The organism is Flammeovirga agarivorans, from assembly GCF_012641475.1.
In the GTDB taxonomy this organism is placed as follows: domain Bacteria; phylum Bacteroidota; class Bacteroidia; order Cytophagales; family Flammeovirgaceae; genus Flammeovirga; species Flammeovirga agarivorans.
The window spans coordinates 468,131-493,245 of sequence record NZ_JABAIL010000001.1; the positions used below are offsets into that span (position 1 = coordinate 468,131).

At 34.8% G+C, this 25,115-nt stretch carries 24 protein-coding genes; 12 read left to right on the forward strand and 12 right to left on the reverse strand.

Features of this window, described 5'->3' with window-relative positions:
• Positions 1-33: 33 nt before the first annotated feature.
• Positions 34-822 carry an enoyl-CoA hydratase/isomerase family protein gene (locus HGP29_RS01955; RefSeq protein WP_168880629.1) on the reverse strand — a complete coding sequence of 263 codons (789 nt, stop codon included), beginning with the start codon at positions 820-822 and terminating at the stop codon, positions 34-36.
• Positions 823-940: 118 nt separating this feature from the next.
• On the opposite strand from HGP29_RS01955, the gene HGP29_RS01960 reads away from it, so the two are divergent.
• Positions 941-2,611, forward strand: coding sequence for a formate--tetrahydrofolate ligase (locus HGP29_RS01960; protein WP_168880630.1), 1,671 nt, complete (start codon positions 941-943; stop codon positions 2,609-2,611).
• Between the two features lie 56 nt (positions 2,612-2,667).
• Here the strand turns inward: HGP29_RS01960 and HGP29_RS01965 are convergent, their stop codons facing one another.
• The 6 genes from HGP29_RS01965 to HGP29_RS01990 all read right to left on the reverse strand — a co-directional run bounded on the left by HGP29_RS01965 (position 2,668) and on the right by HGP29_RS01990 (position 7,756).
• Positions 2,668-3,285, reverse strand: a complete 618-nt coding sequence (locus HGP29_RS01965) for a TerD family protein (RefSeq protein WP_168880631.1) — start codon at positions 3,283-3,285, stop codon at positions 2,668-2,670.
• Positions 3,286-3,326: 41 nt separating this feature from the next.
• On the reverse strand, positions 3,327-3,893 hold the full coding sequence (locus HGP29_RS01970; protein WP_168880632.1) for a TerD family protein: 567 nt from the start codon (positions 3,891-3,893) through the stop codon (positions 3,327-3,329).
• Between the two features lie 84 nt (positions 3,894-3,977).
• Positions 3,978-4,718 carry a hypothetical protein gene (locus tag HGP29_RS01975; protein WP_168880633.1) on the reverse strand — a complete coding sequence of 247 codons (741 nt, stop codon included), beginning with the start codon at positions 4,716-4,718 and terminating at the stop codon, positions 3,978-3,980.
• Between the two features lie 28 nt (positions 4,719-4,746).
• On the reverse strand, positions 4,747-5,556 hold the full coding sequence (locus HGP29_RS01980; protein ID WP_168880634.1) for a patatin-like phospholipase family protein: 810 nt from the start codon (positions 5,554-5,556) through the stop codon (positions 4,747-4,749).
• Positions 5,540-6,904 carry a 1-acyl-sn-glycerol-3-phosphate acyltransferase gene (locus HGP29_RS01985; protein ID WP_168880635.1) on the reverse strand — a complete coding sequence of 455 codons (1,365 nt, stop codon included), beginning with the start codon at positions 6,902-6,904 and terminating at the stop codon, positions 5,540-5,542. Before HGP29_RS01985 ends, HGP29_RS01980 begins: the two co-directional genes overlap by 17 nt.
• A gap of 12 nt (positions 6,905-6,916) precedes the next feature.
• The gene (locus tag HGP29_RS01990; protein ID WP_168880636.1) at positions 6,917-7,756 is read right to left on the reverse strand and encodes an exonuclease domain-containing protein; all 840 of its coding nucleotides are present in this window, start codon (positions 7,754-7,756) and stop codon (positions 6,917-6,919) included.
• Between the two features lie 198 nt (positions 7,757-7,954).
• Here HGP29_RS01990 and HGP29_RS01995 point away from each other — a divergent pair, with 198 nt between their 5' ends.
• On the forward strand, positions 7,955-8,209 hold the full coding sequence (locus tag HGP29_RS01995) for an autorepressor SdpR family transcription factor (RefSeq protein WP_168880637.1): 255 nt from the start codon (positions 7,955-7,957) through the stop codon (positions 8,207-8,209).
• Between the two features lie 5 nt (positions 8,210-8,214).
• Complete coding sequence (locus HGP29_RS02000) at positions 8,215-8,871, forward strand: SdpI family protein (protein WP_168880638.1); 657 nt, start codon at positions 8,215-8,217, stop codon at positions 8,869-8,871.
• A 136-nt stretch (positions 8,872-9,007) separates the two neighbouring features.
• On the opposite strand, the gene cysS is transcribed toward HGP29_RS02000, so the two are convergent.
• Positions 9,008-10,513, reverse strand: a complete 1,506-nt coding sequence (gene cysS, locus HGP29_RS02005; RefSeq protein WP_168880639.1) for a cysteine--tRNA ligase — start codon at positions 10,511-10,513, stop codon at positions 9,008-9,010.
• A 280-nt stretch (positions 10,514-10,793) separates the two neighbouring features.
• Here cysS and HGP29_RS02010 point away from each other — a divergent pair, with 280 nt between their 5' ends.
• Complete coding sequence (locus HGP29_RS02010) at positions 10,794-11,486, forward strand: Dph6-related ATP pyrophosphatase (RefSeq protein ID WP_168880640.1); 693 nt, start codon at positions 10,794-10,796, stop codon at positions 11,484-11,486.
• A gap of 12 nt (positions 11,487-11,498) precedes the next feature.
• Here the strand turns inward: HGP29_RS02010 and HGP29_RS02015 are convergent, their stop codons facing one another.
• Both HGP29_RS02015 and HGP29_RS02020 read right to left on the reverse strand, forming a co-directional pair.
• Positions 11,499-12,377, reverse strand: coding sequence for an NmrA family NAD(P)-binding protein (locus HGP29_RS02015; RefSeq protein ID WP_168880641.1), 879 nt, complete (start codon positions 12,375-12,377; stop codon positions 11,499-11,501).
• Positions 12,378-12,613: 236 nt separating this feature from the next.
• On the reverse strand, positions 12,614-15,547 hold the full coding sequence (locus HGP29_RS02020; protein WP_168880642.1) for an FAD-binding and (Fe-S)-binding domain-containing protein: 2,934 nt from the start codon (positions 15,545-15,547) through the stop codon (positions 12,614-12,616).
• Positions 15,548-15,808: 261 nt separating this feature from the next.
• Between HGP29_RS02020 and HGP29_RS02025 the strand changes: the two genes are divergently transcribed.
• A complete protein-coding gene (locus HGP29_RS02025) occupies positions 15,809-16,354 on the forward strand; it encodes a hypothetical protein (RefSeq protein WP_168880643.1) in 546 nt (181 codons plus the stop codon).
• Between the two features lie 43 nt (positions 16,355-16,397).
• Here HGP29_RS02025 and HGP29_RS02030 read toward each other — a convergent pair whose 3' ends face one another.
• Positions 16,398-17,342: a hydrogen peroxide-inducible genes activator gene (locus HGP29_RS02030; protein ID WP_168880644.1), complete on the reverse strand. Its 945-nt coding sequence runs from the start codon at positions 17,340-17,342 to the stop codon at positions 16,398-16,400.
• Between the two features lie 299 nt (positions 17,343-17,641).
• Between HGP29_RS02030 and HGP29_RS02035 the strand changes: the two genes are divergently transcribed.
• The 4 genes from HGP29_RS02035 (at position 17,642) to HGP29_RS02050 (ending at position 19,995) form a co-directional block, all read left to right on the forward strand.
• Positions 17,642-18,052 (forward strand): 6-pyruvoyl trahydropterin synthase family protein, encoded by a 411-nt coding sequence (locus tag HGP29_RS02035; protein WP_168880645.1) that lies wholly within the window; start codon positions 17,642-17,644, stop codon positions 18,050-18,052.
• Positions 18,012-18,743 carry a GTP cyclohydrolase I FolE gene (gene folE / locus HGP29_RS02040; RefSeq protein WP_168880646.1) on the forward strand — a complete coding sequence of 244 codons (732 nt, stop codon included), beginning with the start codon at positions 18,012-18,014 and terminating at the stop codon, positions 18,741-18,743. Before HGP29_RS02035 ends, folE begins: the two co-directional genes overlap by 41 nt.
• Before the next feature lie 160 nt (positions 18,744-18,903).
• Positions 18,904-19,443, forward strand: coding sequence for a hypothetical protein (locus tag HGP29_RS02045; RefSeq protein ID WP_168880647.1), 540 nt, complete (start codon positions 18,904-18,906; stop codon positions 19,441-19,443).
• A gap of 36 nt (positions 19,444-19,479) precedes the next feature.
• Positions 19,480-19,995 carry a hypothetical protein gene (locus HGP29_RS02050; RefSeq protein WP_168880648.1) on the forward strand — a complete coding sequence of 172 codons (516 nt, stop codon included), beginning with the start codon at positions 19,480-19,482 and terminating at the stop codon, positions 19,993-19,995.
• 318 nt (positions 19,996-20,313) lie between these two features.
• Here HGP29_RS02050 and HGP29_RS02055 read toward each other — a convergent pair whose 3' ends face one another.
• Entirely contained in the window at positions 20,314-21,129 is an 816-nt protein-coding gene (locus tag HGP29_RS02055; RefSeq protein ID WP_168880649.1) for an alpha/beta fold hydrolase, read from the reverse strand.
• A gap of 198 nt (positions 21,130-21,327) precedes the next feature.
• Between HGP29_RS02055 and HGP29_RS02060 the strand changes: the two genes are divergently transcribed.
• From HGP29_RS02060 to HGP29_RS02070, 3 genes are read left to right on the forward strand one after another with little or no spacing between them, the layout of a single operon-like run.
• Positions 21,328-22,374 carry a hypothetical protein gene (locus HGP29_RS02060; RefSeq protein ID WP_168880650.1) on the forward strand — a complete coding sequence of 349 codons (1,047 nt, stop codon included), beginning with the start codon at positions 21,328-21,330 and terminating at the stop codon, positions 22,372-22,374.
• Between the two features lie 29 nt (positions 22,375-22,403).
• The gene (gene dcuC, locus HGP29_RS02065; RefSeq protein WP_168880651.1) at positions 22,404-23,774 is read left to right on the forward strand and encodes a C4-dicarboxylate transporter DcuC; all 1,371 of its coding nucleotides are present in this window, start codon (positions 22,404-22,406) and stop codon (positions 23,772-23,774) included.
• On the forward strand, positions 23,774-25,111 hold the full coding sequence (locus HGP29_RS02070) for a porin (RefSeq protein WP_168880652.1): 1,338 nt from the start codon (positions 23,774-23,776) through the stop codon (positions 25,109-25,111). Before dcuC ends, HGP29_RS02070 begins: the two co-directional genes overlap by 1 nt.
• The last annotated feature ends 4 nt before the right edge of the window (positions 25,112-25,115 follow it).

The following is a 25,115-nucleotide window of genomic DNA, read 5'->3' on the forward strand; positions in this document are numbered from 1 at the left end:
GCTCATGAGGAAAACCATGAGCTTTTTTTGTGACTATTCATCCCATTGTAATTTTTCCTTATTTAAGAAGGAGGCAATACCTTTTTTACAGTCATCGGTAGCCCTTGCAGCAGCATTTGCTTTAACAGCCACATTGAGAGCGTCTTCGATCGGTAAATGCCATGTGGTATGTATAAGATGTTTAGTATTTGCTTTGGCTTCCATTGAGGTTTCTTTAATTAACTTCTTAGCAAAAGCAACCACTTCATCTTCTAAATCTTCATCCGAACAAATACCGTTGATAAGACCATATTCTAAAGCCTTATTTGCCATAATAATTTGTCCAGAAAGCAATAGTTGCATGGCTTTTCCTTCTCCTACTTTTCTAGTAAGAAAAATACTAACTATGGCAGGGATGAATCCTATTTTTACTTCAGAATAACTGAACTTTGTACTTTCCGATGCAAAAGCAAAATCGCATAAAGTAGCCAACCCACAACCACCGGCTATAGCAGCTCCATGTACTTGAGAGATGATTACTTTTGGAAAGGAGTAAATGCTTAGAAATAGCTCTTTCAAAGCTTCTGAATCTGCTAAGTTTTCCTCATAAGAAAACTTCTGAAGGTCTTGGATGTATTGTAAATCTGCTCCTGCACAAAATACTTTTCCTTCTCCTTTTAGGATGACAACCTGCACAGAATCATCATTTTCTATTTCAGATAAGACCAATGTGAGTTCCTGAACCATCTGTGCATTAAGTGCATTTCTTTTTTCAGGACGGTTTAATTGAATTATACCAATACGTTCTGTTTTATTATAAATAATAGTTTGGTATTGAGACATGCGTTTAAGTAAGTTTATGGTGTATAAATGGTTAGCTGTTTATATCTACTAATATCAAAGTTTTAGAACCCTATTCAAAGAATAAAAATTAAAAACCTATCTAGGCACATACTTACATATGAAAACAGACATACAAATTGCTCGCGAAACCAAATTAAAAAGAATCAGTGAAATAGCGTCTTCAGTAGGAATTACTGATGAAAATTTAATCCCATATGGACATCATATGGCAAAAATTCCTTACTCAGCTATTGATGAAGAAAAGGTAAAAAAGAGTAAGCTAATTCTTGTTACTGCCATTACACCAACAAGGGCTGGAATTGGAAAAACGACAACCTCGGTAGGTTTAGCATTAGGCTTACAAAAAATAGGAAAGAACGCAATTCCTGCATTAAGAGAGCCTTCTTTAGGGGTTTGTTTTGGGATGAAAGGCGGGGCTGCCGGTGGTGGTCATGCTCAAGTTTTACCGATGGAAGACATCAACCTTCATTTTACCGGAGATTTTCATGCAGTGACCTCTGCTAATAATATGATTTCTGCATTGGTAGATAACCATCAACATTTTCATAGAGCAGAAGGCAAACATCTTAAAAATGTACTTTGGAGAAGAGTATTGGATGTAAATGATAGAAGTTTACGAAATATCGTTACGGGCCTTGGAGGTTTTGTCAATGGTGAAGTGGCTGAAGCGGGCTTTGATATCACTCCGGCTTCTGAATTAATGGCAATTCTTTGTCTTGCTAAAGACAGAGAGGATTTACAAGAGAGAGTAGGGAATATCTATTTAGGTTTTGATCATGATAATCAACCAGTATACGTTAGAGATCTAGGTATTGAGGGAGCTATTGCAGTATTAATGAAGGATGCGATTAACCCTAACTTAGTACAGACCACTGAAAATACGCCTGCATTTATTCATGGTGGACCTTTTGCAAATATCGCTCATGGTTGTAATTCAATATTAGCCACAAAAATGTGTATGTCTCATGCGGATTATACAATTACAGAGGCAGGATTTGGAGCTGATTTAGGAGCAGAAAAATTCTTTAATATCAAGTGTAGAAATGCTGGAATTAGTCCTGCACTAACAGTTATTGTTGCTACATCACAAGCATTAAAGTTACATGGTGGAGTTGCACTAGAAGATATTAAGGAACCAAATTTAGAAGGTCTAAAAGCAGGATTACCAAACCTTAAACGTCATATTGAAAATATGAAAGGATTTGGTCAAACTGTATTGGTAACTTTCAATCAATATGCATTTGATACAAAGGAGGAAATGACTTTTGTAGAAGGCTGGTGTAAAGAACAAGGAGTGGAGTTTGCCATCAATAACAGTTTTGTTGAAGGAGGAGAAGGTGCAGTAGACCTTGCGAATAAAGTAGTAGATTTAATCGAGAAAAAAACTTCTGGTCCATTGCAATTTACTTATGATTTGGAAGATAGTATCTATGATAAACTAGATAAAATTGCCAAAAATATCTATAAAGCAGATGGAATAAAATTGGACAACAAAGCCAGGTTAAAGCTAAAGAGAATTGAAAAGTACGGTTTAACAAACTTACCGGTTTGTATCGCTAAAACACAAAGTTCGTTTACCGATAATGCGAAGATATTAAATGCACCAGAAGGAGGATTCGATATTCATTTTGAAGATCTTATTATTAACTCTGGAGCTGGGTTTATTGTAGCTAGAGCGGGTAGTATTATGCGTATGCCAGGATTACCAAAAGTACCTCAGGCCAATCAAATCAGATTTGTAGATGGTGAAATTGAAGGGCTGTCTTAAATAAAAAAATCGCTAGTAATAAGTAGGAAGTACTACTATTTACTAGCGATTTATCTTTATCCGAATTTTATCTGTAAATAAGTGATCGTCCCTTCAATATCCTTCGATTGGATCGGTTCACCTAGTGCTTCAAACTTCCAGTTACCTTCAATCTTATACAGTCTACCCATAATCATTGAAACGTAGCCTGCATAATCCGGATTAGATGCCATATTGAATGTGGCCAATACATCATTTTTTGTATACATTCTTACTTCTGCAAAAGGGATAGTGGCAAAATCTTGCTTTTTGTAAGAGTTAAGATATAAGAAAATCTGATCTACATCCGGTTGTACTTCATTAAGATGAATCTGAATGGTTTCGTTGTCTAATCCATCATCTTCTCCTGCATCACCCACTAAGTCATCTCCTGTATGTGTGACAGCACCGTCAGGCGATACAAGTTCATTGTAATAGACAGTATAAATTTCATTCATCTCTCTATCAAAAGCACTAATAGATGCATCTAAATCTACATTTACCTGATGGTTGATAAGTCCAAATAGTGCTTTACCTTGAATAGCTCCCCAGTTTACACCTACGCGTAGGTATTCTAGTTTACCGCCATCATCTTTTAGCAAGGAAATTTTACTTCCTTTCTTCAGAGAGATTCCAGAACTTTTACTCAGTTCCATATGTTTTATTCAGTTTAAAAGTACAAGTTTAAAAAAGATATTTAGGTAGTATATTGATCTACATAACCTTGTAAACCAATTTTTGAGCCACTTCCAGAAGCAATGAAATTCCATTCGTTATTTACTCGTTTAAGCCTACCAAATTCCATATCAGTAAACTTATCGAAATTCTTTTTATCTAAGTCATAGCGACAAATTTCTCTGTGTGTGTCAATATCTACAATTCGAATGTAAGCATTCTGAAGCATTCCAAAGTGGTGCCTCAATACTTCTGAATTATGAATGGTTACTACAAAGATAAGTTCGTCAATGACATCTGAAATTTTTGATAGATGAGCAAGAATCATTTCATCATCTCCATCACCCTTACCGGTTCTGTTATCTCCTGTGTGTTCAATACTTTGGTCGGGTGATTTTAGGTTATTAAAGAAAACGAAAAATTCATCAGCAGGGATCTTTCCTTTATTATTGATCATGAATACAGATGCATCCAAATCTAAGGTATTGCCTGGAATCAAATCCCAACCTAACCCTAACATAATTTTATCTAATGAGGAAGAATCTTTAGAAAGATTGAATTTACCGCCTTTTGAGAGGTTGATACCCATGAGTATAGTGAATTTTTGAAAATTAAGTTTGTTCTATAAGAACGTCTTTACTATAAAGTTATTGTTTTATTATTGTTGTGTCAACTAATCTTTTCTATTAAAAAAGTCATCAATCTTTTTTTGCTTTTCCTTTTCAGCATCCGTGGTAAAGAAGTTGCTAAACTTGTTGCTACTCGTTTGATTATTAGGAGTATGGTGGTTTTGGAAAAACTGATTGATTTTCTCTTGTTTCTCTTGAATAGAATGTATTGTTGCAGATTGTTGGGTAGAGAACGGATTGAAAATAGAATGAGTACTTTCTTTATTTTCAAGTGCTAACGTGATTTCCATATTTACAAGGTCATTATCTTCTGACGTCGCATTGAGGGCATCCGTATAGATTTTATCTAAAAACTCCTCGACACTAAAAGATTCAATGGGGCAATCTTTGGGTAATAGAAGTAATTGTGTCGCTAAACTTTCTTTTTGATGATTGAGCCTAGATTGATCTTTTCGAACTCCTAATAACTCATTTTCAATAGTATGTGCTAGAGTTTCGTAATTGGTGAGCTCATTTTGTAAGGTACTAACGTAAGCATTCAGATGAACAGCTCTTTCCTGATTGTTTTGTGTGAGTTGACCTTTTAATTCAAACAAAGATTTTTTTAACTCCTTATTTGTAGTTTGATATTGTTCTTTGAGGTTTTTCAGTTTTGAAATCAGTCGGAATTTTTGGTCATCAAGACGTAGTCCTTGAAGTTCAAGCTTATCTTGAGCCTCAAGAAGTAATAGATTGGCAGTTTTGTTCTCTTTCTTAGAGCGATTTTTTTTAAAAGGTCTCCACATGTTAATCAGTGAAAATAACAGCAGTGTATTATTGCTGTAATTCTTTTCTCAGGTGAATCAATTTGTCGTGATGTTTTTCCGCTTCCTCATAACCGATTTCTACGATATCATATAATTTCTTAGAATCGGTGTCGAATGTGCTAAATTTAATCAAATCTTGAGGGAATATTGCTATATCACAGTCATTTAATTTCGCTAATTCGGCCTTGTCACCTTTTAAAGACATCGCTCTCAATGCAATTTGTTGTACATTTTGAAGTTCATCTTTTTCGTAAACGCGAATAGGAGAGACATATACTCCAATAATTTTTTCACATTGTTCTCTCAAAACATCTACCGGAAAATGATTTAGGATACCACCATCACTGTAAATAGCACCATCAATTTCAACGGGAGCAAAAACAAAGGGATAGGCACTAGAGGCCAATACAGCTTCTGTAATAGACCCTGATGTGAAGACTTTTTCCTCGGCAGTTTGCATATTGGTTGCTACAACATAAAGGTCTTTTTGTGTTTTGGAGAAGTCATCATGAGGAATCATTTTTTGAAGCTGATCTTTAAAAGATCGAGGGTCTACAATTCCTTTTACGCTAAAATTATTTCTAAAGAAACCTCTTGCCTTCCATTGAAATAAGTCCGTTTCATGAAAGAAATTATGCATCTGCGTTAATGGAGTGCCATAAGCATACATGGCAGCAACCATAGAGCCTGCACTAGTTCCTGCAATAGCATCAGGTACAATTCCCAACTCTTTTAAGTAAAATAAAACACCAATATGGGCTAACCCTTTAGCTCCTCCTCCAGACAGAACTAATCCTAGTTTATACTTTTTCTTCATCTTCAGTGGCATCAATAATGGTATTAATATTGGAAATAATCCTTTCTCTTAAAGTAGCGATGGAGTTAAATTCATTCTTTTTATTGTATGACAAATATGCTAAGCGTACATCAGAAAATAGTTTTTTCTGTGTTTCATGCATAAAGAAAGATACATAAGTAAAGAAAGGGAAAAGTACTAGTAGCACAATTCTAACCCACCAAGATAACGGATAAAAGTAATGGATTACTCCAATAGTAATTACGTAAGTAATACTAAAAAAGAAAGCCAAGAAGACAATCAAATTTGCTCCCCAAACTTCTACCTCTTTAGATGTTTTTTGAGCTAAAAACTTGCTAAACTTATAAGGAAAATAATTAAATAACCAACTACTTGCTTGGATAGGCAATACAACAAGATGAAGCACCATTCTTAGCAATAAAGTAATGGGAGCGGTCCAGCTTACTCTCGTTTTCCACAAACTAAAATCTTGTATTTTCCTTTTTTTAAGCTGATGATTGTAGTTTATAATGTTTTCTTTTAAAGCATTTAAAGTGGATTGATCTTTAGTATTTTGGATGATATGCTCGGCGGCAATCAATCGATCAAAATACTTTTTTAATGAGTTTTTCCTAGACCATCCTTCTTTAGGCGTTTCATTATACATCACAACAGCATCTTTAATTAAATCTTCATGTGATGAATCTTCAATCGTAAAATATCGCTCAAGAATACGTTCTCTAATTGTTGTGGTGATTTCCTTAGCCACTAAGGATGGATTTTCCTTGAATTGCTCTTTGTGTTGATTTACTTCTATAGCAGGAGCTACATCAATGGAAACACTAGGGAAATAAGACGTAACATAAGTATAATTTAAGGCGACAGGTACGATATGAACACCTAGATTAAAATCATTCTCATTTTCAGCTTCTAAAGCGATTCTAGCTGTCCCCGTCTTTAATTCTCTTAGTTTTCTTTCCCAAATACTAGTGCCTTCAGAAAATATTAGGATACAATTGTTCTGCTCTAACGTTTTTATACAATTGATAAACATGTCTTTATTGGAAAACTTTCCTCCCTTAGGGCCATCTTGTTTTCTAACTACAGGGATCATGTTCATTTTACCAAACAGCCATCTTTTAAATTTTGTATTGAAAACAGTTGATTTGGTAATAAAGTGTAGCGGTCTATTAAAAGAACAACCAAGTACCACAGCATCCACATACATAAGAGGATGTGTTACAGCAAAGATAATAGGTTTGTTATCGGGAATATTTTCCCAACCGTTCTTCTCAATTTTGTAGAATACAAATTTCAGATACAAGTACTTGATTAAATTCTTTACAACAGAATATAATCCAAGGTTCATTTTTAATAGTATTTACTCTTCTAAGACTTCAAAAATTTCTTTGATGTCTTGCTCATTTAATTTTTGGATATGTTTACCTTGTTGGTTGTACATATCCACTTTTTTTAGCTTACTAGGTCCAGGATCGCTCCCTACCAATACCATATTGGTCTGACCAGAAATATTCGTATTTATTTTTGCACCTAGCCCTTTTAATTTATAAGCTAGTTCGTAGCGTTCCCATTGGTTAAAAAGTCCAGTAATGACTACTTTCTGTTTGTAGAAAGGACTCTCTGGATCTGCATTTTCAAAATCAGGTTTTAAGATATCTCCAGACAATTGAGTTCTGAATGGATTCGTACCTTTTTTCTTTTTAAATGGATTTTTTTCGAATACAGGTAATTCTCTTTCCCTGTGTAATTCTATATACAATTTAGCACATGCTTCTGCATCTGCCAAAGCATCATGGTGTTTTAACTCCCAACCGAAGGTATAGCAAACATCATCCAATGCTACTCCTGTTCTTTTGTAAGTACAGTCGTAGTCAAAAACGGGAATGTCAATATCGTATAATTCCAATGTTTGTTCTAAAGCACTTACATCAAAACCAGCATTATGGGCAACAATCAACTGACCTTCAATGTATGGGATGATTTCATCCCAAACCTGATAGAAGCTAGGGGCATCTATTGTCATTTCTGGTGTAATACCATGTATAGATGTATTAAAAGAATGGTATCGGTTATCTGGCGGACGAATTAATGATTCGTATCGGTCAACAATAACCCCATTTTTTACTTTTACTATACCTACCTGACAAATACTCCACCTAGCACCATGTGCCGTTTCAAAGTCGATTGCTGTAAATTCCATAAATAATTTCCAATGAGTCTGCAAAGAAAAAGATTTTGTGTGAATTATAACAATGACAATTGACAAGTTATAGATGTATTGTCGATAATGATTGATAATAATTATTGCACTTAGAAAAGAAAGTACGTCAATCTGATTTTAATTATTTGCTTTTTTATTTAGATAATTAGATATTTATCTAAATATTTAAATTAATCTATGAATCAGATTTTCAAAGCATTAAATGATCAGACGAGAAGAGATATCATTGAAATGCTGAAAGAAAAAGATATGAATGCTGGTGAAATTGCTAATGCGTTTAATATTTCAAAACCGAGCATATCTCATCATTTAGATATACTTAAAAGAGCAGATCTTATTGTGGGGGTAAAGAAAGGTCAGTTTGTTGAATATTCTTTGAACACTACAATTGTGGAGGAGCTGCTTTCCTGGGTGCTTACACTTAAAAAATAACTATCATGAAAACTCTAAAAAAAGACTTGCTATTGCTCTTAGTTGTTATCGCTCCTATGGCGTATACCGCTTTTATATGGGATAAATTACCAGAAAAAGTACCAATGCATTGGAATGTTTATGGAGAAGTAGATCGATATGGAGAAAGATCAGAATTAGCAGCATTAGTGGTGATATTACCATTGATCTCTTACTTATTATTTTTAGTAATACCCTATATAGATCCAAAGAAGAGAATTAAGGAAATGGGAGGGAAGTATAACTCTTTGAATTGGATTATTACAGGAACGATGTCGTGGATTTCATTTATGATTATTTATCATGCAATCAATGAATCAACAAACCTTGGTAGTGGTATTTTTATTGGTATCGGAATTATGATTATGCTGCTTGGAAATTACTTCAAGACCATTAGGCCTAATTACTTTGTTGGAATCCGTACACCTTGGACCTTAGAAAGTGATCAGGTGTGGAAAGAAACTCATGCATTATCAGGTAAAATATGGATGGTAGGAGGAGTAGTTTTGATACTCACAGCTTTAATTCCTAATAAAATAATAAGCTTTACTCTGTTTATGTTAACTATCGCAGTTATTGTAATTATCCCTTTTGTTTATTCTTACCGCAGATATAAAAAAGAAATGGAATTGAAGCATGAATAATTTAACAATTATGGACTTGTGATTTCATTATTCAGTTCATAGATTTGGCGATGTATTTTCACCTATACACAAAAAAACGAGTCCTAGAATATTAATTCCAGAACTCGTTTTTTATTTATTCTATTTATGATAAAGACTAAGCTTCGTCATAAGACCATTCTACACCATTTTTAGTGTCTTTAGCTACTACACCCATGTCTTTTAACTGAGCGCGGATAGCATCCACTTTATCATAGTCTCGAACTTCTTTTGCTTTCGCATAATCTTGAAGAATATATTCTAAAGCACTGAAGAAGTGATCAGGAGTTTCCTCTTTCAAGCCTAGTACATCCTCAATAAAGGTGATATAATAATAGATCATATCATTAAAAGCTTGTTCTCCTAATTGAGCAGCAGGAATATTACCCGCATGAACAGCATTGATTTTCTTTAATAAATTGAAAATACCCGCCATTGCTACTGCAGTATTAAAATCATCATTCATACCTCTATAAATAGAGTTGATAATGCTTTCAATATTTTTAGCCTGTTTTTCATTTACTTCCACAGATTCGTCAGCAGTATATTTCATGCTTTTTGCTAAACGAAGACCGTTCATTACTTTTCTATATCCTTTGCGGGCAGCTTGAAGTGCCTCATTAGAGAAGTCTAAAGTACTACGGTATTGTGCTTGTAAAATAAAGAAACGGATAGTCATTGGTGAATAAGCTTCCTCTAGTAACTTATGTTTGCCTTCGAATAACTCTTCTAAAGTGATAAAGTTACCCAAAGACTTACCCATCTTCTGACCGTTGATCGTAATGAGGTTATTGTGTAACCAATACTTCGCAGGCTCTACATGATTACAAGCATTAGACTGAGCAATTTCAGCTTCGTGGTGTGGGAACTTGAGATCCATTCCGCCCCCATGAATATCAAAATGTTTGCCTAAGTACTTAGCAGACATTGCAGAACATTCTAGATGCCACCCAGGGAAACCCTCAGACCATGGAGAATTCCAACGCATAATGTGCTCTGGTTCAGCTTTTTTCCAAAGTGCAAAATCCACTTGGTTTTTCTTATCACTTACACCATCTAGGTTACGAGTTCCCTCTAGCATTTCATCGATATTTCTACCCGATAGAGCACCGTACTCTTTGTCTTGATTGTATTTTACAACATCGAAATAGACCGATCCATTAGACTCATAAGCATACCCTGATTCCATGATTTTTTGAATCATTTCTATTTGCTCGATAATGTGGCCTGTAGCTCTTGGTTCGATACTAGGAGGAAGAACATTTAAAGCATCCATATCTCTGTGGTAACGATCAGTATAGTACTGTACCACTTCCATAGGCTCAATTTGTTCTAACTTTGCTTTTTTAGCGATTTTATCTTCTCCTTCATCAGCATCACCTACCAAGTGTCCTACATCAGTAATATTACGAACATAGCGTACCTTAAGGTCTTGGTGTTTTAAATATCTAAAGATAACATCAAAGGTAATGGCAGGACGGGCATGTCCTAAGTGTGCATCACCGTATACGGTAGGGCCACAGACATACATTCCTACGAAAGGAGGATTAAGAGGTTCAAAAAGCTCTTTCTTTCTTGAAAGTGTGTTATAAACTTTTAGTTTTTTTCTTAAATCTGGTTGCATGTTCGCAATTTTTATATGGTAGATTCTATTAGAATTGACACAAAGCTGTAAAGAAAGACTCAAACCGAGAGGCTTCTTTTAAGTGTTTTCCAATAAAAAGTATAATTTCTAAAATTTAGGGAATGGTAATTTTTACTTGACATAAGGGATCAAGTATTGATTTCTGAGAATCAACAACATCGTAATAAGATGATATATCTTGGGGTGATATTTAAGATGCTTTTCATAAATTACCGTCAATTTGATGATCAAAATTAGAAATAAATAATTGATATAGGAAATGAAAAGAGCACTATTTCAATGGAGTGGGGGAAAAGATTCGTCATTTGCATTGTTTAAGGCCATGAAAGAGTGGAATATCGAAGGATTATTCACATCATTATCAGCAGAATTCAAAAGAATAAGTATGCATGGTGTAAGAGAAGAACTGCTGGATTTACAGGCAGAATCTATCGGTTTGCCATTGCATAAAATGTTTTTAGAAGAAGATGCCACTCACGACACTTATGATAGAGAATTAGCGGTTCACCTTAAACCTTTTATTAACGATGGAATCAAAGACCTTATTTTAGGTGATATCTATTTAGAAGATTTGCGAAAGTACAGAGAGGACCAAATGGGAGCAATTGGTTTAACATGTAATTTTCCATTATGGGGAGGCGATACTCATCAGTTGTTTAAAGATTTTGTAGATGCAGGCTTTAAAGCGGTAACAGTAGCTGTAAATGATGAGTTGGGTGAGAAATTTATTGGAAGAACATTGGACATGGACTTTTATAATGAACTTCCTGACGGTGTAGATCCTTGTGGAGAAAAAGGAGAGTTTCACACCTTTGTTTACGATGGACCTATCTTTTCAAAACCTATTCCATTTAAAATTGGAGATAAGTTGGTAAGAGAATACAATTACAAAGATGCAGACGGAAATCATATTCATTCCAAATTTCATTTTTGTGATTTAGAAATGAAATAATATCAAAAAAGCTTACAGTAATGTAAGCTTTTTTGTTTTCTCTTTTTCAGGCATCAACTCGGGGAGTTTTCTCATAATAAACTCACTTAATGTTCGAGGTGGTCGTCCTGTAATTTCTTCAAATTGATTAGTTGGCTTTACTTTTTTAGAAATTAAAATCAATGCAGGAAGAAAAAATAAAATCAATTTATCTTTCCAAGACTTTCCCCTTAAAGAGGTCGGTAACTTATTGCTGTGTTCAATTTCAAAAGGTAGTGATGCGGTAAGTTTAGCCGTCACTTCCATAAAGTTTTTATTCTGAGGTCCAGTGATAGTTACAATCTCATTTTTAAACAATTGATGATCACTCGCCGCCATTAATATCACTTTTGCAACATCTAAGGCATCAATCCAATTTAACTTGGTCTGATAGTTAGGAACAAACAATTTTTGATCTTTTGTGATGTCACTTTTAAAGTAAGTAATCAGGTTCTGCATAAATACCGTACTTCTGATTATACTATAGTTTAACTGACTTTCTTCTAGCATTTTTTCAACATTCCCAATAGGTAAATACCATGTTTTTTGGGCGTTAAAAATAGAAGACATCACTATTTTTTTAATGTTTGATAGTTCACAAGCTTTGATGAAGTTTTGATAGTGAATTTTATCAAATGAGCTGTAAGAATCTGGCACACACAGAAATACTACATCGATATCTTTTAAAGCATCTCGATAAGTAAAGGCTTGATGAAAGTCTAGAGTTCTAAACGTAACATCTTTATTGGAGATTACACTTCGCTGTCCAGTAAATACATTAAAGTCATCACTTCTGATGGCTCTATGCATTACCGAAGCACTAATGATACTCCTGGGGGCAGTAATTAGTATGTTCTGTTTTTCTATATCCATTCCAAAGAATCAAAGGCAGTATTTTTAATAGGTCCACAAAAGTAAAAAAGCAACACTGATACACTTGTGTTTATTAACGCATATAAACATCCTTTTTTTGTTCTTTTTGGTGAATAAATATCAATTGATCGTATATATATTGTTACCTATATAATGTTAATCAATAGGTTGAATTTAGAGCAATAAAAAAGGCGATCAACTGACCGCCTTTCTATATAAATATATTTTGTATTCAATTATTTTATTGCGTCTAGAAGGATTTCTACTGGGTGCAGTGCCGTTCTTTCTGTACCATCCTTGATTTGGTGTCTACAACTTGTACCTGCAGCTGCAATGATTACGTCTTCAGGTTGCTGTCTTACAGTTGGGAACAATACCAATTCACCTACTTGCATAGAGATTTCGTAGTGCTCTTTTTCGTAACCAAAAGATCCCGCCATACCACAACATCCAGACGGAATAATCTGAACTTTGTAATTCTTTGGTAAGCTCAACATTTGCTTTCCTGTTACCTGAGTACCTGTTGCTTTTTGTTGACAGTGAGTATGTAGCTTAATCAACTTTTCCTCCTCTGTAAACTGGTCTGCAGTGATTCTTCCTGCTTTCATTTCTCTAGCAATAAACTCATCGATCATTAATGCGTTTTCAGCTAAATTCTTAGCATCATCTTTTTGATGAGCATGAACAATCGAAGGATATTCATCTCTAAAAGTCATAATCGTAGAAGGTTCGATACCAATAAGTGGTGTCTCTTCTGTGATGTAGTCTTTTAGCATCTCGATATTTTTACAAGCTAAATCTTTAGCTTCTGTAAGGAATCCTTTTGAGATATATGTTCTACCACTATCAACATGTGGTTGCCAGTGTACTTCGTATCCAAGCTTTTCTAACAGCTCAATTGTTTTCAATCCAATTTCTGTATCGTTGAAGTTAGTAAACTCATCACAGAAAATGTAAACCATTTTCTTCTCAGATTTCTTTTGAGTTCTTTTCTTCAACCAGCTTTTGAAAGTGAATTTATGAACTTTTGGAACAGAACGTTCCTGAGCAAAACCAGTGATTGATTTGAAAATACTTCCTGTAAGTGGATTACTAATCATAAGATTAAATAAACCAGGAGTAAGCATTGCTAATTGTGTCAAATTAGGGAAATTAGCAATCAATTTAGCTCTTAAAGGAGCACCGTTTGCTTGGTAATATTGATGTAAGAACTCTGCCTTCAATTTTGCAATATCTACATTTGAAGGACACTCAGATTTACAGCCTTTACAAGATAAGCAAAGGTCCATCACCTCATAAATTTCATCGTGGTTGAAACGATTGATTTCATAAGGAGCTCTTAAGTATTCTCTTAATATATTGGCTCTTGCTCTTGTTGTATTCTTTTCATTTCTAGTAGCCATGTACGAAGGGCACATGGTACCACCAGTTTTTTCTGTTTTACGGCAAGCTCCAGCACCATTACAGAACTCAGCGGCTCTAATAATGCCTTGTTCGTATGAAAAGTCTAGTGTTGTTTTAATTTCTGGTGTTTCGATACCAGGCATAAAACGAAGACTCTCATTCATAGGAGGAGTATCGACAATTTTATTAGGATTGAAAATATTGTCATTATCCCAAGAACGTTTCACTCTTTCAATAAGTTTAAAGTTCTTTTCTCCTACCATGAATTCAATGAACTCACCTCTCAAACGACCATCGCCATGCTCACCGCTAAGAGAACCTCTGTATTTCTTAACAAGTTTTGCAATCTCTTCGGCAATGGTTTTAAACATTTTATTCCCTTCTTCTACTTTCAAGTCAAGAATAGGGCGAAGGTGTAATTCTCCAGAACCAGCATGTGCATAATGCACACAAGTCAGGTTATATTTATCTAAAGTTTTATTGAATTCGGCAATAAACGCAGGTAAGTCCTCTACATCTACAGCAGTATCTTCAATTACAGGAGCTGCTTTAGGATCACCGGGTACATTTGATAATAAACCAAGCCCAGCTTTTCTTAGGTCCCATACTCTTTTAACATCACTACCTTCTACTAATTTGTAGTAATGTCCCATACCTGCTGCTTTAAAAGCTTCTTCCAGTTCTTTGGCGACTTTTCTCATTTCCTCTTCAGAGTCTCTTGAGATTTCAGTTACCAATACTGCTGCAGGATCACCGTCTAAGAAAAAACGATTTTTACTATGCTCGATACTGTTTTTTGTACAATCAAGAACATATTTATCCATCAATTCGACCGCTGTTGGGTCAAATTTTAGTGAAATAAGGTTGGCTTTTAATGATTCGTCAATTGAATCAAATTGTGCACAAAGTACACCTTTATATTTTGGTGGTGTTGGGTTACAGTGAAGCTTAATTTCAGTAATGAATATTAAAGTTCCTTCTGACCCAGCAATCAATTCGCAGAAGTTAAAAGGCTTGCCATTCGGATCGAAAGGTTGCATTCTTGCTAATAGATCTATGGCATATCCTGTATTTCTTCTTGGAATTGAAGGTTTTGGAAATTCTTTTGCGATTTCTTCTCTTACGTCGGCAGGAGCAAGCATCTCCTGTACATCTTTATAAAGACGTCCTTCAAGAGTATCTAATTTGGTTTTAGCTTCAAACTCTTCTAGAGTCACTTCTTTAAAGACAGCTTCTGAACCATCACTTAAAAAGCCTCGAACTTCTAATAAGTGATCTCTGGCACTTCCGTACTTTACAGAGTTAGATCCACATGAGTTATTTCCAACCATACCACCTACCATTGCTCTATTGGCAGTAGATGTTTCTGGTCCGAAGAATAAATCATAGTCTTTAAGATGTTTGTTTAACTCATCTCTAATCACACCTGGCTGTAACCTTACCCAGCCTTCTTCTTTATTTACTTCAAGAATGTTGGTAAATGTTCTCGATACGTCAACAACAATACCATGTCCCACTACCTGACCAGCAAGAGAAGTACCTGCTGTTCTAGGGATTAATGAAGTATTATTCTCGTTGGCAAACTGAATTAGTGTTTTAATGTCCTCTTCGTCTTGAGGAAATGCGACAGCCAAAGGCATCTCTCTGTAAGCAGAGGCATCCGTAGCATATAATGTCTTCATCACATCATCAAAATGTAGTTGACCTTTTAGAGCCATATTCAATTTTTGAAGATGTCTGTTGCTAATATTCACTTTTGCTGTCATTTGATATTAAATTTTGAATGTTTGGAACGATTCCTTATAAAAAATCTGTTAGTTCTGTTATTCTTTTACAAATATAATATTCGTTCAGTAAATATGTTTCACTGAGGGCGTTGAATTTATAAATCAATTTGAAAAACTAATTTTTTATGTTTGGCATTATTTTTCGATTTTTGTTATTATGTACATGAGTTCAATGAAACTCAACTTACAGTTTTAGTGTATACATTAATACGGAAGTACCTATTTTTTAATTGTATGAGTATGAATAATAGTCTATTTAAGTTAATTGCGACTGTTTGTGGCATGTGGATTTTATCCATGTCTTCTGCTCATGCTCAATATTATGACGATTCTCAAATGATTGAAGATCCGTTGGTGAAGCCTACGATTTGGGCTAAACTGAAAGAAGCACCTACGGATGAGCATTTATGGGAAATGTACTTTGGGAAGAATCTATTTGATATTACTCCAGAGGAATATCAGCTGTATGAAGTGCTGAAAAGTGATTTGATGAAAGTTGATCTAGGTTTTCAGAACGAACAGGAGCAAGCTAGGATTAATAGAACTTTAGCACAGCAGGCAGTAACACAAAGTGACTACGAAAGTTGGACAAGGAATATCAGTTTGAATTTTGGACAGATAGAACTTTACTTTACAGAAAGGTTTAAATCATTAGGAAGTGAATATGTTCCTTATCATGAATTGTACCCTGACGATGAGTACAACTTAACAAAGTGGGTCGATGAGCATGAATCTCGTCTCGAAGAGTTAGAAGATCTTAATGCTATTAATAACGGAGATTATTAATACAAAAAGGGCAACTTTTAGAAAGAAAGTTGCCCTTTTTATTTTATCTCCATTCTACAACAGTACCTCTGTTTCTTGTCAACATTTCTTGAGGTACGCTATCTTTAATACTTGTTTCTAATGCATCAATTAAGCTTGCCTTTGCAAAATTTCTTGCATGGATTAAACTCACTTCTCTCATTGGCCTTTCTTCTGCGAAAGTTCTTATTTGATCTTTTGCATCTTCGGGAAGAAGGTCTGTAGCTAGTTCTGGTAGTAACGTAAAGCCACCTTCTCGGTCAACTAGGCGAATGAGCGTTTCAAGCGAACCACTTTCATACGAAATAGGTAAACTACTATTCATCTTATTTGTCCTTTGGTAAGAGCAAAGGTTAATCATTTGATCTCTAAAGCAATGCCCAGCGCTCAATAACCATATATCGGGAGAAGCAACATCATTAAGACTTACTTCTAATTGATTTTCAAATTTATAGGTGGGATTGGTATACACCATAATCTCTTCATAGAATAAAGGACGCTCCGAAATTCCAGCTTCATTAATTGGAGTCACTAACAATCCGACATCAATTAGGTCTTTATTCAACTGATGGATAATCTCTTCAGATTGTAATTCTTTTACAGTAAGCTGAAGATTTGGGAACTTCCTTGAGATTTCACCAACAAATAACGGTAGGAGGTATGGAGCCAACGTAGGAATTACTCCTAGTTTAAGTTCACCACTTATTTCCCCTTTATGTTGTAAAATGATATCATCAATCTTTTTGGATTCAGCTAATACTATCTTTCCTTGTTCAATTATTTTTTTACCAATTTCTGTGGGAATAATAGGTTGCTTTCCTCTATCAAAAATAACTACATCTAAGGTTTCTTCGAGCTTCTTAATTTGCATACTCAGTGTTGGTTGAGTGACAAAACAAGCATCGGCAGCTGCAGAAAAACTTTGATATTGATCTACAGCAATAATATATTCTATTTGTGTGATAGTCATTTGCTACGTAATTTGTGTGCACAAAAATACCAACTAAACACTTCGATGAAAAATTATAATTATTGTTTTAACTAAACAATTTATTTTTTCTACGGTTATGGTTATTGAAAGGGAGATTTTTAAAGTATAACAGAAGTATTATACGTTATTTTTATGTGTTGCAACATCATTTGTGATAATGTTCTTAAACTAATTTAGATTGTTTATAGATAATTGCTTCTTCTCTTGTAACTTTGTGAATTCCTTTTTGATACATAATTTTTCGTCGTATATCCTACAAGGAGATTACAAAAGATTTAATGAAAGTAACAGTATCAAGAACGGCACATTTTAATGCGGCACATCGTCTTCATAACCCGAATTTATCTGCAGAAGAAAATGCAAAGATCTTCGGTAAATGTAATAACCCGTATTATCATGGTCATAATTATAACCTCACCGTAAAAGTAACGGGAGAGATTGACCCTATCACAGGATATGTAATTGATATGAAAGTTCTTAGAGACATTATTCAAGAACATGTTTTGGATAAATTTGATCATAAAAATTTAAACGAAGAGTTGGACGAGTTTTCTTCAATTAATCCAACAGCAGAAAATATTTGTGTTGTGATTTGGAAGATCTTGAAAGATCAGCTTGAAGATAAATTTGACCTAAAAGTAATTTTATATGAAACAGAACGGAACTTCGTTGAATACCCTTCAATCTGATTTGATTGAAAGAAATGGTATTGAGACATATAGAGAATCAGATATAGATGAAATTGGGGATAATCACATAGGAACGTCTTATGATACTCCTATGAAGAAAGACGCTTTTGAATTATCTGATGAAGAGAAGATCAAGAAAATTTCTTCTCACTTTAAGGAAATTATGGACGTTTTGGGACTAGACTTAACTGACGACAGTTTAAGAGGAACTCCAAATCGTGTAGCAAAAATGTATGTAAAAGAAATTTTCAGTGGTTTAAACCCTGAGAATAGACCAGATATTAAGTTATTCGATAATAAGTACAAGTACGATGAAATGTTAATTGAAAAGAACATTCATTTTTACTCTAACTGTGAGCATCACTTTGTACCTATTATTGGTTTTGCACATGTTGCTTATATCTCTAATGGTAAGGTAATCGGATTATCGAAAATCAATAGAATAGTGCAGCATTATGCTAAAAGACCTCAAGTACAAGAGCGTTTGACAGTACAAATTGCTGAAGACTTGAAGAAAACTTTAGGAACAGAAGATGTTGCTGTACTTATTGATGCAAAACACTTATGTGTATCTATGAGAGGTATTGAAGATACTTACAGTGCAACTGTTACTTCTCATTTTTCTGGTAAGTTTAAGGAAGAAGCAACTCGCAAAGAGTTCTTAAGCCTTGTTCCGAAATCATCAGAATAAAATATATTTCAAAAATATTCTAGGAAAGAGATGGATACTACTGTGTTCATCTCTTTTCTTTTTAAGGAAATACTTTTAATTTGTATTAGAGTATTTAAAGCAAACCCTTTTCAATGCTAGATACTGTCTATAAGCTATAAACCCTTCTCTTCATAAAAACATGAAAAAATATTTATTACTCCTTCCATTCTTATTCTTCTTTCATTTATCGAATGCTCAATTTCATTTCGGAATTGGTGGTGGTGGTAGTTGGGGAGTAGGCGACTTGTCTCCTTTTTCAAGTACAGGTTTTAATGCTTATATAGAACTTTCTCATGAATTTAATGATAAGATGGAGGCAGGGTTAATGGCCAATATCAATGGTTTTGTCGCTATCCCATTGGATGCATCATTATCACAGGCCTGGTATCAGGTACCTATCATGGTAAATGGTAGATATCTATTGATTTCAAGAGATAAGGAAAAGCTATTTCACCCTTATGTTCAAGCAGGTTTAGGTGCAGTTAAATCCTATTACTTGAAAGGTTCAGGCCCAAATTTAGATCCGGAATTAGTAGATGATTTCTGGAAATTTGGTTTTAGAGGTGGATTTGGAGCAAAAGTATATATGTTCAACTTACAAATTAACTATCTTTACGGAGGTAAATTTGATGAGTATGTTTTAGGAGGGATGGAATTAACCGTCGGATTATACTTCTAATATCAAACTCTATTTCTCTTTCATTCAACTTTATCCATGAAAAAACTAACACTAACTTTTTTCTTCATTCTAGGAATTATTCTGACCTGCCAAGCCCAGTTTCGTATGGGATTAGGCGGAGGCGTCACCAATTTGAACAATAAAAGTGAAAATGGTGAGACTATGGGAGCATATTTCTTTTTAGCTCCTACCTATCAAATTCAACCAAAATTGGATCTTCTTTTTCAGGTAGATGTAGCACTAGATTTATCAGGAACAGAAGCAGACATGATGTATACATCTTTGACCCCTATAGTGAGATACTATCCATGGGAGTCGACTGTACGTCCGTTTATACATGGAGGTGTCGGTGCGTTTATTACCCCAGAAAAGACTCTAGATTATGGAACTGTTATAGAGGATAAGAACGCAGTAGATTTTGGTGTAAAAGTGGGTTTTGGCTTTCTTTTCAAAGCAATCCTTGTGAGCTGTAATTACTCTTCTGCATATACAACTTTTGTTGATTCCTCCTCTAAAGGATATGTAGATCTATCGGTAGGATTTAGATTTTAGACATAAAAAAACAGGAGTCACAATGTAACACCTGTTTAATCCAATTTTCAGTTCAATATAAATAAGTCTTTATATTCTTATTCAATAGAAATTGATTTTGAATAAAATAATGGGTTAATATTATCTTGAGTCAATTTCTACGTTGTGAAACAAATTAGGATCTAACAGAAAAGAACGAGATAGCCGAAACTTTTTCAAGCACTAATGCTATCTACAGTTTAATTTCACGCGTTATTTTTCAATTTGTTCACTTCATTTATACTTATTAAATAAAGAGTCATTCTAATGTGATAAGTCTATCTTAGAATGATTTTTTTATTACTTACAGAATTTTTTTATGGTTTCATTATATTCTTCCGGTAACTCGTAATAAGGAGAATGTGCTGTACCCTCAAATACCTTTAATTCTGATTTTGTGATCAGTGAATGGATTTTCTTGATCCATTCCGGAGGGAAAGTAATATCTTCTGATCCTGTACAAAAAAGCATCGGCACTTTCTCATTTAACGCATTTACTTGATCTACAGAATAGAAAGTTTCTCTAATCATTTTGCGCATATCGGATGGAGCAGGTGGACACATTGTTCCAATTTGAAGGTATAAATAGGCGATTTCAGGTTTCCGCTCATAGAACCCGTCTGCTAAACCAAAGTGTTTACCTAAGGGTAAACTTGATACAGGTGGTCTAGGAGCAGGAATTTCATAAAAGTGTTTGATATCTTCCTGATAAATGCCCGCTAAAGAATTACTAAATACAATAGATAGTGCTCTTTCTGGATAATTCATGGCAAAATCGATCATGCACCAACCTCCCATAGACTGACCAACTAAATGAGCTTTTTTTACATCTAGGTGATCCATAATAGCTTTCATGTCTTCAGCAGCTGTATGAGGAGAATGTTTTAGGTGCTGATTGGTAGAGTTTCCAAATCCTCTTTGATCAAAAGTTATCACTCTGTACTTTTTCGCTAATTGGGGAACTTGTTGGAAAAATATGGCATGGCTTCCACCTAATCCATGACCAAAAATTATGGGTGTACCTTCACCAACACTTTCGTAATAGATCTTTTCACCCTCTCTTTCAATATAACCTTGTCCGGTTTTTTTTGGGCGATCAGCAAATGGGTCTTTCATAACTGAAGATGAGTTTTAAGGTAAACGAGTTCATTAAGAATCAGTTAAATATGTATAACAAAAAGTACAATCCAAAATCAATTTTAGTACTATTATTTGAATTTGTTTCAAGAATCAAATAATATGAAACTTAAAACAGATGGGTAAGAAAATCAGTTATTAATTTATGTAAATCCATATCTATCACTATTACTCATTATGAACAAAAGCAATTTTTGGGTGTGGTTATCCTTTATGACAGTTTTTCTTTCATCATGTGTATATGAGGCAGAAAAACCTCCTTCATATATTGTTTCCGATGGTACAACAATGAATACATATGTTAAAGTCAATTTGGATAATTCCCAATCTTCAAGAACTACTACTTTCTTTACATCAATAGACCTAAATGATAGCACTTCAATCTCAGAAATCACATCATTAGCATTAGTAGTACATGGCTTAGGATATGATTACCAAAATCAGTTTCAAAGTATCTACAATAGCATTTATGACATTGGTAAAATCAGTTCAACACTAGTTGTTGCTCCTTATTTTAGTAATAGTAGTGCAGATAATAATATCTATTGGACAGGAGCTTTATGGAGGATTGGTGCAAATTCCGTCGATGAGCAAAGTTCCTATCTACTCTTGGAGAAGTTTCTAAAAGAATATGTTTTTGAAGGGAAGTTTCCCAACCTGAAGGAAGTACTCTTGTTAGGTCACTCAGCTGGCGGACAGTTTGTTCAGCGATATGCGGCACTGAATAACCTCGAACAAGCTTATGATAACTATACATTTAAATATGTAGTGAGTGATCCATCTTCTTACCTGTATATCAATAATATGAGATTTTCAGATTCAGATGGTCTATATGTTGTTCCCGATGATTGTGAAGGATATAATAATTACCATTACGGTTTAGCCGATATATCTTCATTTACAGATTATAGAACAGATTTAGATTCAACAACAATTGTCGAACAAGATGTCTCTCGATTGGTTACATATGCAACAGGTACCGAAGATCTTGATAACTCAGATGAGAGTTGTCAGGCGAATTGGGAAGGTGGCGGATCAGATATTGTAAGTACAAGTCAGAACTCAAGGTATAAGCGAGCATTGTACATGCAAATGTTTTATGATTCTTTATATTCTGGAGAACATGAACATCGATTATTTGAAATAGAAGGAATTGATCATGATGCCGCAGGAATATATCGCTCTATTGAGTTTATGGATTGGCTAAGAGCAAATCTTTACTAAAAAGAAAACCCAAAAATTAACTATATAAAATGATATTCATAAGCGTCCTCATCACATTAGTAATGATAGGAGGGGTGGCGTATTTACTCACCAACAAATATAACCCACAAGCAGTATTGCTATTTAGTGGTTTATTAATGATGGTGTTTGCCCTATTGTTGGGATTGAATTTACCCACAATGAAACAAAATACGGGGCTTCCTTTCTTTGATCTTTTTGCGATGACCAAAGAGGTTTTAGCAGATAAAGGAGCAAAAGTAGGTTTAATGATCATGACCATAGGTGGTTTTGTTGCCTACATGCGACATATTGGTGCTAGTGATGCATTGGTATATGTCTGTATCAAGCCATTAAAATTGATGCGTAAAACTCCCTATTTCGCAGCTTCTTGCGTTATTCCAATTGGACAATTTTTATTTATGTGTACCCCTTCTGCAACAGGGCTAGGGTTACTATTAATGGCTTCAATTTATCCTGTTTTGGTCAGATTGGGTATTAGTAAAGTATCTGCAGTATCTGTGATAACAGCTTGCACTGTTTTTGATATGGGGCCTGCATCCGCAAATACTGCTCAGGCTTCTCATCAGGTAGAAATGGAGGCAGTACAGTATTTTCTTCATCATCAATTACCTCTTACCATTCCCATGACTATCATTTTGATGATCGTATATTTCTTTATCAACAGGTTTTATGATACTAAACAAGGACTTAGAGATGAAGTAGAATTGGTAGACGGGGAAGACTTTACAGTAAGTGCTCCTTTATATTATGCCTTTTTACCTGTGATGCCTTTGGTGTTATTGATGATTTTTTCTCCAACATTCAAATTATTTGATCCACCTATCACTCTGGATACCACAACTGCAATGTTGATTTGTACCATAACAGGTATGTCTTTAGAGTTAATCAGAAAAAAAAACTTGAAAGATATTATGGGATCAATGAAAATATTTTGGGAAGGAATGGGAAAAGTCTTTGCAAGTGTTGTGACATTGATTGTCTGTGCACAAATGTTTTCAAAAGGTCTCATTTCATTGGGATTTATCGACAATCTTGTGAATGCCTCTCAGAGTTTGGGTTTGGGGTTTGAAGGTGTCTCTATATTAATGACAGTAATGATTTTTCTAGCTTCTATGTTAATGGGTAGTGGAAATGCATCTTTCTTCTCCTTTGGTCCATTAGTTCCTCATATCGCAGCACAACTTGGTGGCAATAAAGTAGGTATGATCCTATCTATGCAACTAGCATCTAGTATGGGACGAGCTACTTCTCCTATTGCAGGAGTAATCATTGCCACTTCTGAACTTGCAGGAATTTCCTCATTCGATTTAGCAAAAAGAAATCTTATTCCACTTGTTGTGGGGTTGATTTCAATGTTCATACTTAAAACCGTCTTCTAATGAGAAAGACAATTACTACACTATTATGCATTCTTACTTTGTGTTTTTATGGGCATCAAATAAAAGCACAAGAGAAATCGTCTAGTCCTCCTTTTTATATCCAAGATTATCAGTTGGGTAAAGGAATACGTTTTTCAGGGCCCAATGGAGGGTATTTCATGAAAATACGGAGTTATGTACAATCTTTCGCAGAAGTGAGAACAACCAATAATTGGGATGATCCTGAAGCTCGTTTCAGAGTTAGAAGAGCTAGGTTTGATGTAGAAGGAAAGTCTGCAAAAGAAAAGTTCAGTTACCGCTTAAGAGTAGATTTTGCAATACCGAATAATACAGACGGAGACGACCTTTATTCAGGGACACTCCTTGATGCTTTTATTACATATCGACCAACGAAAAATTGGAAATTTACCTTTGGTCAGAGGTCTACAATGACAGATAATAGAGAAATGCGTATTCCATCTGATCAGCTCCAATTGGTAGAGCGTTCTCGTGTGACTTCGGCATTCGCAGCAGTAAGAGACTTTGGTTTATTTATCGAGGGGAAAGAACGATTGGGTAGTTGGTATGTTAAACCCGGTGTAGCTATTACCGCAGGAGATGGGCAAAATGCTTTTAAAAACAGAGGAGGTTTAAAGTATGGAGGTCGAATTGATTTCCTGCCTTTTGGTCTTTTTAGAAATATGGGAGAGTTTTCTGAAGTGGATTTTGCGAGGCAGCTTACCCCTAAATTGATCTTTGGAGCAGCATATAGTTATAATGTTGGAATAAGCAGTCGTAGAGGTAGAGGAAGTGGCGATATTATTTACTTAGGAAGTGATGGTGTCACTGAAGAACTACCGGATTATGGTAAACTCTGCACTGACTTTATGTTTAAATACCAAGGTTGGACAGTATTGGGTGAGTTTACATGGGCTTATGCGAATGTAAACTCACCAGATATATTTTATAGAGTAAGAAATGATGGTTCAACAGCCAATCTGCGCTCAGATGATGGGTTAAATAATGCATCAATTATTGATTATGTAGCAGGAAGAATGATGGTCGGTCGTGGTTATAATATTCAAGGAGGGTACCTCTTTAAGTCTGGATATTCCATCGATGGTAGATTTACTTATCTAGATCCTGATAACAACTCTTTCTTAAATAATGAGCAGTTCTACAATAGAGATAAATATTACACACTAGGTTTTGCAAAGTACCTGATGAGTGATGCAGCAAAAGTACAATTAAGTTTTACATATGTAGATGCATTGCCAGGTTCTAAAGGTAGTGATGGAGAGGTGATCAATGCCGATGCAGAATTGTTAGGACGGTTGATGTTCCAAGTTTCATTTTAAACAG

Excerpts from the sequence above, each read along its gene's own strand:
- HGP29_RS01960 (WP_168880630.1), top strand. The coding sequence starts at position 941 with ATGAAAACAGACATACAAATTGCTCGCGAAACCAAATTAAAAAGAATC.
- dcuC (WP_168880651.1), top strand. The coding sequence starts at position 22,404 with ATGATATTCATAAGCGTCCTCATCACATTAGTAATGATAGGAGGGGTG.
- HGP29_RS02060 (WP_168880650.1), top strand. The coding sequence starts at position 21,328 with ATGAACAAAAGCAATTTTTGGGTGTGGTTATCCTTTATGACAGTTTTT.
- folE (WP_168880646.1), top strand. The coding sequence starts at position 18,012 with ATGAAACAGAACGGAACTTCGTTGAATACCCTTCAATCTGATTTGATT.
- HGP29_RS02055 (WP_168880649.1), bottom strand. The coding sequence starts at position 21,129 with ATGAAAGACCCATTTGCTGATCGCCCAAAAAAAACCGGACAAGGTTAT.
- HGP29_RS01990 (WP_168880636.1), bottom strand. The coding sequence starts at position 7,756 with ATGGAATTTACAGCAATCGACTTTGAAACGGCACATGGTGCTAGGTGG.
- HGP29_RS02025 (WP_168880643.1), top strand. The coding sequence starts at position 15,809 with ATGAATAATAGTCTATTTAAGTTAATTGCGACTGTTTGTGGCATGTGG.
- HGP29_RS01980 (WP_168880634.1), bottom strand. The coding sequence starts at position 5,556 with ATGAAGAAAAAGTATAAACTAGGATTAGTTCTGTCTGGAGGAGGAGCT.
- HGP29_RS01955 (WP_168880629.1), bottom strand. The coding sequence starts at position 822 with ATGTCTCAATACCAAACTATTATTTATAATAAAACAGAACGTATTGGT.
- cysS (WP_168880639.1), bottom strand. The coding sequence starts at position 10,513 with ATGCAACCAGATTTAAGAAAAAAACTAAAAGTTTATAACACACTTTCA.
- HGP29_RS02050 (WP_168880648.1), top strand. The coding sequence starts at position 19,480 with ATGAAAAAACTAACACTAACTTTTTTCTTCATTCTAGGAATTATTCTG.
- HGP29_RS02000 (WP_168880638.1), top strand. The coding sequence starts at position 8,215 with ATGAAAACTCTAAAAAAAGACTTGCTATTGCTCTTAGTTGTTATCGCT.
- HGP29_RS02035 (WP_168880645.1), top strand. The coding sequence starts at position 17,642 with ATGAAAGTAACAGTATCAAGAACGGCACATTTTAATGCGGCACATCGT.
- HGP29_RS01975 (WP_168880633.1), bottom strand. The coding sequence starts at position 4,718 with ATGTGGAGACCTTTTAAAAAAAATCGCTCTAAGAAAGAGAACAAAACT.
- HGP29_RS02010 (WP_168880640.1), top strand. The coding sequence starts at position 10,794 with ATGAAAAGAGCACTATTTCAATGGAGTGGGGGAAAAGATTCGTCATTT.
- HGP29_RS02020 (WP_168880642.1), bottom strand. The coding sequence starts at position 15,547 with ATGACAGCAAAAGTGAATATTAGCAACAGACATCTTCAAAAATTGAAT.
- HGP29_RS01985 (WP_168880635.1), bottom strand. The coding sequence starts at position 6,904 with ATGAACCTTGGATTATATTCTGTTGTAAAGAATTTAATCAAGTACTTG.
- HGP29_RS01995 (WP_168880637.1), top strand. The coding sequence starts at position 7,955 with ATGAATCAGATTTTCAAAGCATTAAATGATCAGACGAGAAGAGATATC.
- HGP29_RS02045 (WP_168880647.1), top strand. The coding sequence starts at position 18,904 with ATGAAAAAATATTTATTACTCCTTCCATTCTTATTCTTCTTTCATTTA.
- HGP29_RS02070 (WP_168880652.1), top strand. The coding sequence starts at position 23,774 with ATGAGAAAGACAATTACTACACTATTATGCATTCTTACTTTGTGTTTT.
- HGP29_RS01970 (WP_168880632.1), bottom strand. The coding sequence starts at position 3,893 with ATGGGTATCAACCTCTCAAAAGGCGGTAAATTCAATCTTTCTAAAGAT.
- HGP29_RS01965 (WP_168880631.1), bottom strand. The coding sequence starts at position 3,285 with ATGGAACTGAGTAAAAGTTCTGGAATCTCTCTGAAGAAAGGAAGTAAA.
- HGP29_RS02015 (WP_168880641.1), bottom strand. The coding sequence starts at position 12,377 with ATGGATATAGAAAAACAGAACATACTAATTACTGCCCCCAGGAGTATC.
- HGP29_RS02030 (WP_168880644.1), bottom strand. The coding sequence starts at position 17,342 with ATGACTATCACACAAATAGAATATATTATTGCTGTAGATCAATATCAA.